The following is an 11,163-nucleotide window of genomic DNA, read 5'->3' on the forward strand; positions in this document are numbered from 1 at the left end:
GCTTCCCTCCGTCGCAGGCTTGGAGTAACGACATAGCAAAAGCGCCGCGGCGCACAAACTTTTTCGAGGAGAGACCCCAATGCCCAGCGAAACCAATCTTGCCAGCCTGCTCAAGGATCCGTCCCTGCTCGAGACACGGGGCTATGTGAACGGCCAGTGGATCGACGGCCAGGACGGCACCTTTGACGTCACCAACCCCGCGCGGGGCGATGTGGTGGCGCAGGTCGCCGATCTGAGCCGCGCGCAGGTCGCCAAGGCCATCGACGCCGCCTATGCCGCGCAAAAGGACTGGGCCGCGATGACCGGCAAGGAACGCGCCGGGATCCTGCGCAAGTGGTTCGACCTGATGATGGCCAACCAGGACGACCTGGGCATCATCATGACCGCCGAGCAGGGCAAACCCCTGGCCGAGGCCAAGGGCGAGGTGGCCTATGGCGCGTCCTTCGTCGAGTTCTTCGCCGAAGAGGCCAAGCGCATCTACGGCGAGATGATCCCGGGCCACCAGCGCGACAAGCGGATCATGGTGTTGAAACAGCCGATCGGGGTGGCCGCGTCGATCACGCCGTGGAACTTCCCCAACGCGATGATCACCCGCAAGGCCGGACCGGCGCTGGCGGCCGGATGCGCCTTTGTCGCGCGGCCTGCCAAGGAAACCCCGCTGTCGGCCATCGCTCTGGGCGTTCTGGCGGAACGCGCGGGCATCCCGGCGGGCGTGTTCAACGTGGTGCCGTCGGCGTCGTCCTCGGCCATCGGCAAGGAATTCTGTGAGAACCCCAAGGTCCGCAAGCTGACCTTCACCGGCTCGACCGAGGTGGGGCGCATCCTGCTGAAACAGGCCGCCGACCAGGTCATGAAATGCTCGATGGAGCTGGGCGGAAACGCGCCCTTCATCGTCTTCGACGACGCCGATCTGGACGCGGCGGTCGAGGGTGCGATCATCTGCAAGTTCCGCAACAACGGCCAGACCTGCGTCTGCGCCAACCGCATCTACGTGCAGTCCGGGGTCTATGACGCCTTCGCCGAAAAGCTGGCGGCGCGGGTCGGCCAGATGAAGGTGGGCGACGGTTTGGAAGACGGCACCGATCTGGGCCCGCTGATCAATGCCGACGCCATCCAGAAGGTGCAGGAGCACGTCGCCGACGCCACCGCCAAGGGCGGCAAGGTGATCCTGGGCGGCGGCGAGCCGGTGCAGGGGCCGGGCAACTTCCTGCCGCCGACCATCGTGACCGGCGCGACGCAGGACATGGCGTTCGCGCAGGACGAAACCTTTGGCCCGCTGGCCCCGCTCTTCAAGTTCGAGGACGAGGACGACGTGATCGCCATGGCCAACGACACTATCTTTGGCCTCGCCAGCTATTTCTACGCCAAGGATCTTAGCCGGGTCTACAAGGTGGCCGAGGCGCTGGAATACGGCATCGTCGGGGTGAACACCGGCCTGATCTCGACCGAGGTCGCGCCGTTCGGCGGGGTCAAGCAATCCGGCCTCGGCCGCGAAGGCAGCCACCACGGGATCGAGGATTACCTCGAGATGAAATACGTCTGCCTGACGGTCTGAGGTCTCGATGAAAGGGGCCGACCTGCTTGCCGATGCCGACCCGCCGTCGCCGGAGGATCTGGCGGCGTGGCGGCAGGCGGCCCATACCGGCGACGGCGCGCCCTGGCTGCGCGCCGGTTCCGCTGAGGCGCTGGCGCGTTTCGCCGCGGCGCGTGGCGAAGGCGTGAGCATGATGGAGGCCGCCGCGCTGACCCTGCGCGAGCCGCCGCGCGACATCGGCTGGGAAATCATCGGCGCGGATGCGCCCGGTGAAAACTGGGAGGATCACCGCGACCCCGCCCGCGCGCTGTCGCTGGTGCTGCGCAAACTGGCGCAGGCGCGGCGCTATGGCGTCCGACTGCAATACAAGATCTGGCTGCGCGCCGCGGGGCGCTGAGCGCGTTCGTCAGGCCGACGTGCGGCGCAGGTGATCGGTCACGATGCGGGCGCAGTCGCCGGGGTGGGTGGAGATCAGGAAATGGTCGGCCCCGTCGACCACCTCTTGCCGGCTGTCGGGAATAATTCCGGTCAACAGGTCGGTCACGTCGCGGATCGCGGCATTGGCCAACCCGCCGCGGCACAGCGTGCAGGGCATGTTAAGCGCCGCGAAGGCCTCGAGCTCTGGCGTGAAGGTCTGCGCGGTCTTCCAGTCCAGCAGATTCGTCCCGGCCGTATCCGCGCAGAAGGCGCGGATGGGCTCGGGCATCGCGGCGAAGGTGCCGGGGCTGCTCCAGTAGTCGATGATGATCCCGGCGGCCTGCCGGTCCTGCGCGGCGACGGCCTCTTCGAACCGCCGGACCATCGCGTCGGTGTCGGAGCGCCAGGCAAAGTCGGCGTCGGCGTGGCGCGCGTAGATCGGATTCGCCTCGAATGTGATGAGGCTGAGGATGGGCAGAGTGCCCTCCAGCGCCGCGGCCAACGCGATCTGCCCGCCAAAGGAATGCCCGACCAGGTGGAAAGGCGCGCCGATCCTTTCGGCCACTTCCGTGACAAATCCGGTCATATCGGCCATGTGACAGGCACCGGGTCTGCGCCGTTCCGGGGTCGTGCCGTAACCGGGCAGGCTGACGGAAAGCATCTGCCAGCCCTCGATCAGATCGAACATCGGCGCCCAGGCGCGCGGCGTGCTGTAAGAGCCGGGCAGAAACAGCACGGGCGGTCCCGATCCGCGGATCTCGATATCAAAGCGCATGAGGGCCTCCTTGGGGGTCTGGGCCATCAAACCCGGCCCCGTGCGGTCCGGCAAGACCGCTTTCCGTGGAAGCCTGCAAAAACGACATTGGCCTGTCGCGGGTTGTCTGGCCTTCGCCGCCGATTTCAGGCATGGATGCCCGTGGGCAGGCGATGGCGTCGCCAGCGCGAATGATGCGCGCCCCTTGATCCGTCCTGCACGCCGGGGCCTTGCTTTGCCAGTGCCATGGCGGGGGAAGGTCACTTCCCCGCGTGGCCAAAGGAGGGGTTCATGGACCGTCCCGAATTCTACCGTTTCCACAATGGCGAAAAGGCCGTTCTGCCGTTTTCGCATGATGAATATGACGCGCGTCTTGCCGGGTTGCGCCGCCGGATGGCCGAGGTCGGGGTCACGGCCTGCGTCTTCACCTCGATGCACAATATCGCCTATTACTCGGGCTTTCTTTATTGTTCGTTCGGGCGGCCGTATGGCCTGGTCGTGACCGACAGCGAAAGCGTGACGATCAGCGCGGGCATCGACGCGGGCCAGCCCTGGCGGCGCTGCCACGGCGACAACATCACCTATACGGACTGGACGCGGAACAACTTCTGGCGCGCGATTGCATCGGTCACCGGGCCGGGGCAGGTGGTGGGCTATGAGGCCGACCACATGACGCTGGCGCAGAAGGCGCTGATGGAGGACTTCCTCGCGCCCGCGCGCAGCCTCGACATGGCCCCCGCGACGATGCGCCAGCGGATGCACAAATCGCCCGCCGAGATCGCGCTGATCCGGCAGGGCGCGCAGGTGGCGGATGTGGGTGGCTACGCTATCCGCGACGCGATCCGCGAGGGCGCGCGCGAGATCGACGTGGCCATGGCCGGGCGCGACGCGATGGAAATGGAGATCGCCCGGCGCTTTCCGGATGCCGAATACCGCGACACCTGGGTCTGGTTCCAGTCGGGGCTGAACACCGACGGGGCGCACAACCCGGTGACGGCGCGCGTGCTGGAGCGCGGCGATATCCTGTCGCTCAACACCTTCCCGATGATCTCGGGCTATTACACCGCGCTGGAACGGACGCTCTTCGTGGGAGAGGTGGACGATGCGTCGCTGTCGATCTGGGAGGCCAACGTCGCCGCGCATGAATATGGCATGTCGTTGCTGCAGCCCGGAGCGTCCTGCGCCGAGGTGACGGAGGCGATCAATACGTTCTTTGCCGAGCGCGACCTGCTGCAATACCGCACCTTCGGCTATGGCCATTCTTTCGGCGTGCTGTCGCATTACTACGGCCGCGAGGCCGGGCTGGAGCTGCGCGAGGACATCGACACCGTTCTGGAGCCCGGCATGGTGATCTCGATGGAGCCGATGCTGACCCTGCCGCAGGGCGCGCCGGGCGCTGGGGGATATCGCGAACACGATATCCTGGTGATCACCGAGGATGGCAACGAGAACATCACCGGGTATCCCTACGGGCCGGGGTTCAACGTGGTTGGCTGATGCGAGGACGCCCGCAAGGGCGGAGGAGCTGCTCATCCGCCCTGACGGGCGTCTTCGCCAAGTTCTTACAGCCGCGCCATAAGCTCGGCGTGGCGCGCGGTGAAATCCGCGCGCACCTCGACCGGGGCGCGCAGGCGAATGTCGAAGCCGTCGATCAGCGCCGCGTCGGGCCGGCCGAAAAAGCGGTCGGCCTCGGCTTCGGCGAACCCGGCGATGCGGGTCGCCTCCATCCAGGCGCTGATCCGGTCGGCGCGCTTGATCTGGCGTTTGACGGTCTTGGGGATCGCGGCGGGCAGGCCGAAGCGGATGTGGATCGCCGCCGAAAGCCGGTCGTCCAGCGCGCCGTAATCCGGCCCGACCGCGGCCTTGACCGGCGAGATCATATCGCCGATCACATATTCCGGCGCATCGTGCAGCAGCGCGGCCAGCTGCCATTTCACCGGCGCATCGGGGCAAAGGCGGCGATAGAGCGCCTCGACCAGCAGCGAGTGTTCCGCCACCGAATAGGCGTAATCGCCTTGGGTCTGGCCGTTCCAGCGCGCGACGAATGCCAGGCCGTGGGCGATGTCCTCGATCTCGATATCCACCGGGGTCGGGTCGAGCAGGTCGAGGCGACGGCCCGAAAGCATGCGTTGCCAGGCGCGGGGCGGTTTGGCCATGGAATCCTCGTGGTCAGGGTCTGGACCACAGGATTAGGCGTTGCGTCGGCGGGTGTAAATCGCCTGCCGCCCTTGACGTCAGAGCGTCAGGCCATGTCCGGCGCAGGCATAAACGAAATTGCCGTGCAGCTTGCCGACCTTCTCGTAATTCAGCCCGCGGAAGGTGCGGTTGATCCACTGCAGCTGCCCGAAATATTCGAGGATCAGGATCGGCCGGCAGCGGTAGATCAGATGATAGGCCCCGCGCAGCGCCTGTTTTTCGTGCCCTTCGACATCGAGCTGCAGGATCGACACGTTACGTGTTCTCGGAACGACGTAATCCAGCATGACCGCCTGCACCGGTTCGACACCATCGCCCTCCTCGGTCACGAAATGCGACAGGCCGCCGAGCGAGCGGCCCTCGGCGTCGCTGGTGCGAAAGAGCACCTCCTCTTCGCGATTGGAGAGCGCGGCGTTGGTCAGCGTCACGTTCTCCAGATCATTCAGCGCGATGGTCTTTTCGGCGGCAGCGTGGTTGCCGGGGTTAGGCTCGAACGCCCAGAGCCGGGCGTCGGAGGCCAGCGCGCCAGACAGGGCAGGGATGAAATCGCCGAAAAACGCCCCGGCGTGGATGATGTCGCCTGCGCCCGCGTGGTTGCGCATGAAGCGGATCGTGTCGGGCTCGTAAACCCCGCCGGCCAGAACGGCCTTGGCGGCGGGGCGCGTCTCGAGACCGGCGGGCACGCAGTAGCGGCCGTATTCGTTTGCCGGGTGCGACAGGGTCGTATCCATCGAATTTTATACTCCGCTCGGGTCAGCGCGCCACGGCGCGGCTTGATTTTTCCGCCGATTCTGGTTCAGGTTGCATCGCAAATCAAGCGCCGCTTGAATTGGTGGTATTCGGTATCGGAAAAGGTCGGTCTGCTGGCCAGCGGCGCTCTGCCGGGGCAGCAGTCCGGATCAGTTGCCGTTTAAGACCTCCGGTGATATGGCCGCTTCCAAATCTGATCAGGAATCCATGAAATGGCCAACGACTATATCATCAGGGATATCGGGCTTGCCGGCTTTGGCCGCAAAGAGCTCGATATCGCGGAAACCGAGATGCCCGGGCTGATGGCCCTGCGCGCCGAATATGGCGAGAGCAAGCCGCTCAAGGGCGCCAGAATCGCCGGGTCGCTGCACATGACGATCCAGACCGCGGTTCTGATCGAAACGCTGGTTGCGCTGGGCGCGGACGTGCGCTGGGCGTCGTGCAACATCTTCTCGACCCAGGATCACGCGGCGGCGGCAATCGCCGAGGGCGGCACGCCGGTCTTTGCGATCAAGGGTGAGACGCTCGAGGAATACTGGTCCTACACCGACAAGATCTTTCAGTTCGGCGGCGAGGGCGGCACCTGCAACATGATCCTCGACGATGGCGGCGACGCGACGATGTACGTCCTGCTGGGCGCGCGGGTCGAGGCCGGCGAGACCGACCTGATCGAGGTGCCGACGTCGGAAGAGGAAACCTGCCTTTTCGCGCAGATCAAGAAGCGTCTGGCCGCCAGCCCCGGCTGGTTCACCAAGCAGAAAGAGGCGATCCAGGGCGTTTCCGAGGAAACCACGACGGGCGTGCACCGGCTTTACGATCTGCACAAGAAGGGCCTGCTGCCCTTCCCGGCGATCAACGTCAACGACAGCGTCACCAAGTCGAAGTTCGACAACAAGTACGGCTGCAAGGAATCGCTCGTCGATGGCATCCGCCGCGCCACGGACACGATGATGGCCGGTAAGGTCGCGGTCGTTATGGGCTATGGCGACGTCGGCAAAGGCTCGGCCGCGAGCCTGCGAGGCGCGGGTGCGCGGGTGAAGGTGACCGAAGTCGACCCGATCTGCGCCCTGCAGGCGGCGATGGACGGCTTCGAGGTGGTGCTGCTGGAGGATGTGGTCAAGACCGCCGATATCTTCATCACCACGACCGGCAACAAGGACGTGATCCGCATCGAGCACATGCGCGAGATGAAGGACATGGCCATCGTCGGCAACATCGGCCATTTCGACAACGAAATTCAGGTGGCCAACCTGAAGAACCACAAGTGGACCAACATCAAGGACCAGGTGGACATGATCGAGATGCCCTCTGGCAACCGGATCATTCTGCTGTCCGAGGGGCGTCTGCTGAACCTCGGCAACGCCACCGGGCACCCGTCCTTCGTGATGTCGGCCTCGTTTACCAACCAGGTGCTGGCGCAGATCGAGCTTTGGACGAAGGGTGACGAATACCATCCGGGCGTCTACATCCTGCCCAAGGCGCTGGACGAAAAGGTCGCGCGGCTGCATCTGGACCGCATCGGCGTCAAGCTGACGCAACTGGACCCCGAGCAGGCGGCCTATATCGGCGTGACGCCCGAAGGGCCCTTCAAGCCCGAGCATTACCGCTACTGACGCGGGTTTTATGCGGCAGACTTTGCCCCGGCGCCGATCCGCGCCGGGGTTTTTCGTTTTCGGGGCGGTTGGAGGCAGAGGTCGCGGGTCAAGCCCGGGACTGTGTTGCGCGGCGGGGCGCGGCCGCGCGTTCAGCGGGCGGTCAGGTGCCAGGCGGTTTCGCGCGCCGGGACTCGGCCCTTGAAGCCGCCGGGAACCTCGGCGCCTTCCAATGCCGTGACGTTATACGTCGCGCCGTAGAGATCTTGCACCATGTCGCCGGTGACCGAGAAGGGTGGGCCGGACATGGCGGATTGGTCGTATTCGAAGGTGATCAGAAGGTGTGGCGCGCCACCGGCCAGGCGGGTCATGTGCGCGGCATAGTCCTGCCGCATCCCTTCGGGCAGCGCCACCAGCGCGGCGCGGTCGTAGATCGCATCGACAGGTCCGAGCATGTCGGGCGTGAGATCGAAGATATCCCCGACAAAGAGGTCGAGGCCGGGGGCGCTGTAGAGCGTCATCGCGCCCTGGACGCCGATCTCTGGCGTCATGCCCAGATCGGCGAAGAGCGCCTTGACGGCCGTCTCGCTCAGCTCTGCCCCGGCGACGCGGAGGCCCTGAGCCAAGAGCCAGCCGATATCGCGGGTCTTGCCGCAGAGCGGCAGGAACAGGCGGCTGCCCGGGGCCAGTTCAAGCGCGCCCAGATGCGCCCTCAGCATCGCGTTCGGCTGGGCTTCGTGAAAGCCGATCTGCCCGTTTTCCCAGCGCTGGTGCCAAAAGGCGTGATCCATGGTGTCTGTCCGGTTCCTGCGCGGCTCTGCCGTCGTCTGGTCCGAGGTCTGGAGTGCCCCGCGCGCGCCGTCAAGCGCGCGCGTCGATCACATGCGAGACATGCGGGAATTCCAGCGCATCGCCTTGGACACAGGCACCGAAGCCGTCCAGCAAATCCTGAAGGATCTGCGCGCGCTTGTCCTCGGGCATGTCGGCGATTCGCCCGGCATTCGGCGTCGCCTTCATCAGCCCGGCGACGAAGGCGCGTGCGTCGGGGTGGCGCAGGGTCAGCGTAATCTTTTCGACCTCGGCGTCGGCGAAACCCGCGTCGGCGGTCAGTCCCCGGATGGTCGCGGCGTCGTGCAGCCCGCAGACCGCGCGGATCGCGTCGCCGCTGGCGCTGTCCAGATGCCGGTCGAAGGCGGCCACCTGCGTCTGCATCAGCGGGTTCTCTGCCAGCGCCGCCGCGACGCAGACCAGCGCCCGCCCGCCCGGCTTCAGCACCCGCCGCATTTCCGACAAAGCCGTCACCTTGTCGGGAAAGAACTGCAGCCCTTGCTGGCAGAAGACCGCGTCGAACGTGCCATCGTCAAAGGGCAGGTCCTGGGCGTTGCCCTCTTGCCAGTCGATTTTGCGGCCTTCGGCTGCGGCGCTGTCCCGCGCCACGGCGAGCATTCCGGCGTTCAGATCGACACCGGCCACGCGCCCGCCTGAACCGACCTTATCGGCCGCCATGCGCGCCACGATTCCCGTGCCGCAGGCGATATCCAGAACCGCTTGCCCGTCACGCAGACCCGCCCGCCCGATCAGATGCTCGGCCCAGGGCACGAAGATCACCGGCACCAGATGCTCTTCGTAGCGCTGCGCGGCATTGCCGGATACTTGCCATTCGGTGTTGCTGTCCATGATGTCCCCCTTTGCCCCGCCAGAATGCGCGGCGGGGGCTGCAGGCGTCAATCGTGGAGCGGCGAGACATAGCCTTCGCGGATCACATCCGCGTCGTAGGCCTTGCGGGCGAAGACCTCGCGCACCATGGGTTCGAAGTGTTCGAGCGGCAGGGCGTCGTAACCGGGGTCGAAGGACGACTGGTCCCAGCGTTCACAGAATTCCGCGCAGCTTTGAAAGCACGGATGGTCGCGGAACCGGTCGCGCGCGTTGCGGTCCCACCCGTAGTGATGCCCGTAATAGAGCATTTGGAAGATGCCGTGATGTTCGACCACCCAGGCCACATCCCAGCGCACGAAGGGGCGGATCACCTCGGCCGAGAACCGGTCGTGGTTCTGCGGGGCCAGCCCGTCGCCGATGTCGTGCAAAAGCGCGCCGACGATCCAGTCGATATCCGCGCCGTCACGTTCGGCGCGGGTGGCGGCCTGAAGCCCGTGGGTCATGCGGGTGATCTTGTAGCCTTCGAGCGTGGTCTCGCCCTGCCGGCGCAATTCGTCCAGAATCCGGTCGGGGGTCAGCGACAGATACGGCTTTTCCAGCCGTTCGAGCAGCGCGTAATCCTCGGCGGTGCCATCCTTCATCTGGGTGAAACTGACGGTTTGATCGGCCATGACGCCCCCCTTTTCCCAATCTTCGCCGGGCTCCGCAGGGGACCCCGGCCCCTGTCCATCGGATAGCATGAGGCAACGGGGCGCAAGACCCGGTGGCCTCAGCGTCGCAGGCCGGGGCGGGGTCTTCTTGCCCGCGACCGACGCGCAAAGTGTCGTTTCGCTGCCGCATCGGGGCAATTCGCGGCGCATTTCCATTGTCAGACTTGGTGGAACGCGTCAGCATGCGCGCCAGAGGCCGGCCGGAATCCCCGGCGTCGGCCCGGACAATCGGAAATCCGGCGCAGCCCGGAAATAAAGGGAGAGACCTGATGGGAAAGCGTGACGATCTGATCGCGAAATATGCCGACGACCTGCGCAACAAATGCGGCATGGAACCGGACATGGACCTGCTGACCAAGGTGACGATCGGCTGCGGCCCCGCGATCTACGACGCCGACGCGTCCACCGTTGCCGCAACCCAGCCCGGCGAGCTGGAGACCGTCAAGAACAACTTTCTCATCAAGAAGCTTGGCCTTGCCGACGGCCCCGAGCTGACGGATGCGATCAATTCGGTGATCGAAACCTATGGCCGTTCCGAGCGCGACAAGTACCGCGCGGTGGTCTATTACATGCTCACCAAGCACTTCGGCAAAGAGGCCGTCTACGGCTGACCGGCGCGTCCGGATCACAAAAGGCCCCCGTTAAGGGGGTCTTTTTTTGTGCAAATTCGGCATAGTTTCGACTGGTATTCTCGGGACTTGGAATTTGCGGCAGGGCGCGATTTCGGCTATCCATGAGACACCGGCCAGAACGGCCCGGCCCAGAATTCTTTTCGCGTGTGGTGGGTAGAGAAACACGCGGGGTGATGGGGGTTTCGGGTGGTGCCGGAACCCCCTTTTTTCATGCGTGCGTCCGGGGTGTCAGCCCTCGATCCCGGCCATGTCGCAAAGGATCGCCCATTCCTTTGGCGTGACCGGCTGCACCGACAGGCGAGAGTTGTTCACCAGCACCATGTCCGACAGCCGTTCGTCCGCCTTGATCTGGTCCAGCGTCACGGGCGTTTTCGCGGGCGACAGCGCCTTGATGTCCACACATTCCCAGCGGTCGTCGTCCGTGGTGCTGTCGGGATGCGCCTCGGCGATCACCTCGATCGTGCCGACAATCGCCTTTTCCTTTTGCGAATGGTAGAAAAAGCCACGGTCGCCCACCGCCATCTCGCGCATGAAATTGCGCGCCTGGTAATTGCGCACACCATCCCATTCCTCGCCCGCGTCACCCTTGGCGACCTGGTTGTCCCAGCTCCAGGTCGAGGGTTCGGATTTGAAAAGCCAGTACTTCATTTGCCGATCACCCGGTTCCAGTGCAACAGCTCGGCGCTGTCGAAGAGGCCCGCCTTGGCGTAAGGGTCGTTGTCGGCCCAATCCTGCGCGGCGGCCATGTCGGCCACGTCGAGCACGATCACGGACCCGACCATCTGTTCCTCGGCATCGAGGATCGGGCCGGCCTGTTCGACGACGCCGGTGGCCTTGAGATAGGCCAGATGCGCCTCGCGGTTTTCTTTGCGGGTGGCGAGCGCGCCGGGTTTGTCCTTGGCGATCAGGGTGACGAGCATGG

13 protein-coding genes are annotated in these 11,163 nt (G+C 65.2%); 5 read left to right on the forward strand and 8 right to left on the reverse strand.

Annotated features, from left to right (window positions below; translation table 11 throughout):
- The first annotated feature begins 79 nt into the window (after window positions 1–79).
- Together RXV88_RS01845 and RXV88_RS01850 are read left to right on the forward strand one after the other, a co-directional pair.
- The gene (locus RXV88_RS01845; RefSeq protein ID WP_316290184.1) at window positions 80–1,555 is read left to right on the forward strand and encodes an NAD-dependent succinate-semialdehyde dehydrogenase; all 1,476 of its coding nucleotides are present in this window, start codon (window positions 80–82) and stop codon (window positions 1,553–1,555) included.
- Between the two features lie 7 nt (window positions 1,556–1,562).
- Window positions 1,563–1,931, forward strand: a complete 369-nt coding sequence (locus RXV88_RS01850) for a hypothetical protein (RefSeq protein WP_316290186.1) — start codon at window positions 1,563–1,565, stop codon at window positions 1,929–1,931.
- Between the two features lie 9 nt (window positions 1,932–1,940).
- On the opposite strand, the gene RXV88_RS01855 is transcribed toward RXV88_RS01850, so the two are convergent.
- Window positions 1,941–2,726, reverse strand: coding sequence for an alpha/beta fold hydrolase (locus tag RXV88_RS01855; protein WP_316290188.1), 786 nt, complete (start codon window positions 2,724–2,726; stop codon window positions 1,941–1,943).
- A gap of 270 nt (window positions 2,727–2,996) precedes the next feature.
- On the opposite strand from RXV88_RS01855, the gene RXV88_RS01860 reads away from it, so the two are divergent.
- Window positions 2,997–4,202, forward strand: a complete 1,206-nt coding sequence (locus RXV88_RS01860) for a M24 family metallopeptidase (protein WP_316290190.1) — start codon at window positions 2,997–2,999, stop codon at window positions 4,200–4,202.
- A gap of 65 nt (window positions 4,203–4,267) precedes the next feature.
- On the opposite strand, the gene RXV88_RS01865 is transcribed toward RXV88_RS01860, so the two are convergent.
- Together RXV88_RS01865 and RXV88_RS01870 are read right to left on the reverse strand one after the other, a co-directional pair.
- Window positions 4,268–4,861: an HD family hydrolase gene (locus tag RXV88_RS01865; RefSeq protein ID WP_316290192.1), complete on the reverse strand. Its 594-nt coding sequence runs from the start codon at window positions 4,859–4,861 to the stop codon at window positions 4,268–4,270.
- Window positions 4,862–4,939: 78 nt separating this feature from the next.
- Window positions 4,940–5,632, reverse strand: coding sequence for an FkbM family methyltransferase (locus RXV88_RS01870; protein ID WP_316290194.1), 693 nt, complete (start codon window positions 5,630–5,632; stop codon window positions 4,940–4,942).
- Window positions 5,633–5,863: 231 nt separating this feature from the next.
- Here RXV88_RS01870 and ahcY point away from each other — a divergent pair, with 231 nt between their 5' ends.
- Window positions 5,864–7,264 (forward strand): adenosylhomocysteinase, encoded by a 1,401-nt coding sequence (gene ahcY, locus RXV88_RS01875; protein WP_316290196.1) that lies wholly within the window; start codon window positions 5,864–5,866, stop codon window positions 7,262–7,264.
- 131 nt (window positions 7,265–7,395) lie between these two features.
- Here the strand turns inward: ahcY and tmpT are convergent, their stop codons facing one another.
- The 3 genes from tmpT to RXV88_RS01890 form a co-directional block, all read right to left on the reverse strand.
- Window positions 7,396–8,034 carry a thiopurine S-methyltransferase gene (tmpT, locus tag RXV88_RS01880; protein ID WP_316290197.1) on the reverse strand — a complete coding sequence of 213 codons (639 nt, stop codon included), beginning with the start codon at window positions 8,032–8,034 and terminating at the stop codon, window positions 7,396–7,398.
- Between the two features lie 70 nt (window positions 8,035–8,104).
- Entirely contained in the window at window positions 8,105–8,920 is an 816-nt protein-coding gene (locus RXV88_RS01885) for a class I SAM-dependent methyltransferase (protein WP_316290199.1), read from the reverse strand.
- Between the two features lie 47 nt (window positions 8,921–8,967).
- Window positions 8,968–9,570, reverse strand: a complete 603-nt coding sequence (locus tag RXV88_RS01890) for an HD domain-containing protein (protein ID WP_316290201.1) — start codon at window positions 9,568–9,570, stop codon at window positions 8,968–8,970.
- 308 nt (window positions 9,571–9,878) lie between these two features.
- Here RXV88_RS01890 and RXV88_RS01895 point away from each other — a divergent pair, with 308 nt between their 5' ends.
- Window positions 9,879–10,220 (forward strand): DUF2853 family protein, encoded by a 342-nt coding sequence (locus RXV88_RS01895; protein ID WP_316290203.1) that lies wholly within the window; start codon window positions 9,879–9,881, stop codon window positions 10,218–10,220.
- Window positions 10,221–10,469: 249 nt separating this feature from the next.
- Here the strand turns inward: RXV88_RS01895 and RXV88_RS01900 are convergent, their stop codons facing one another.
- Window positions 10,470–10,889 carry an EVE domain-containing protein gene (locus RXV88_RS01900; protein WP_316290205.1) on the reverse strand — a complete coding sequence of 140 codons (420 nt, stop codon included), beginning with the start codon at window positions 10,887–10,889 and terminating at the stop codon, window positions 10,470–10,472.
- Window positions 10,886–11,161, reverse strand: coding sequence for a YciI family protein (locus RXV88_RS01905; RefSeq protein ID WP_316290206.1), 276 nt, complete (start codon window positions 11,159–11,161; stop codon window positions 10,886–10,888). Before RXV88_RS01905 ends, RXV88_RS01900 begins: the two co-directional genes overlap by 4 nt.
- Window positions 11,162–11,163 lie beyond the last annotated feature (2 nt).

This window comes from Aestuariicoccus sp. MJ-SS9, from assembly GCF_032586235.1.
In the GTDB taxonomy this organism is placed as follows: domain Bacteria; phylum Pseudomonadota; class Alphaproteobacteria; order Rhodobacterales; family Rhodobacteraceae; genus Aestuariicoccus.

What these genes read in the sequence shown, in the direction of transcription:
- RXV88_RS01900 (WP_316290205.1), bottom strand. Translation starts at nt 10,889, where the DNA reads ATGAAGTACTGGCTTTTCAAATCCGAACCCTCGACCTGGAGCTGGGAC.
- RXV88_RS01845 (WP_316290184.1), top strand. Translation starts at nt 80, where the DNA reads ATGCCCAGCGAAACCAATCTTGCCAGCCTGCTCAAGGATCCGTCCCTG.
- RXV88_RS01885 (WP_316290199.1), bottom strand. Translation starts at nt 8,920, where the DNA reads ATGGACAGCAACACCGAATGGCAAGTATCCGGCAATGCCGCGCAGCGC.
- RXV88_RS01855 (WP_316290188.1), bottom strand. Translation starts at nt 2,726, where the DNA reads ATGCGCTTTGATATCGAGATCCGCGGATCGGGACCGCCCGTGCTGTTT.
- tmpT (WP_316290197.1), bottom strand. Translation starts at nt 8,034, where the DNA reads ATGGATCACGCCTTTTGGCACCAGCGCTGGGAAAACGGGCAGATCGGC.
- RXV88_RS01890 (WP_316290201.1), bottom strand. Translation starts at nt 9,570, where the DNA reads ATGGCCGATCAAACCGTCAGTTTCACCCAGATGAAGGATGGCACCGCC.
- RXV88_RS01865 (WP_316290192.1), bottom strand. Translation starts at nt 4,861, where the DNA reads ATGGCCAAACCGCCCCGCGCCTGGCAACGCATGCTTTCGGGCCGTCGC.
- RXV88_RS01895 (WP_316290203.1), top strand. Translation starts at nt 9,879, where the DNA reads ATGGGAAAGCGTGACGATCTGATCGCGAAATATGCCGACGACCTGCGC.
- RXV88_RS01850 (WP_316290186.1), top strand. Translation starts at nt 1,563, where the DNA reads ATGAAAGGGGCCGACCTGCTTGCCGATGCCGACCCGCCGTCGCCGGAG.
- RXV88_RS01905 (WP_316290206.1), bottom strand. Translation starts at nt 11,161, where the DNA reads ATGCTCGTCACCCTGATCGCCAAGGACAAACCCGGCGCGCTCGCCACC.
- RXV88_RS01860 (WP_316290190.1), top strand. Translation starts at nt 2,997, where the DNA reads ATGGACCGTCCCGAATTCTACCGTTTCCACAATGGCGAAAAGGCCGTT.
- ahcY (WP_316290196.1), top strand. Translation starts at nt 5,864, where the DNA reads ATGGCCAACGACTATATCATCAGGGATATCGGGCTTGCCGGCTTTGGC.
- RXV88_RS01870 (WP_316290194.1), bottom strand. Translation starts at nt 5,632, where the DNA reads ATGGATACGACCCTGTCGCACCCGGCAAACGAATACGGCCGCTACTGC.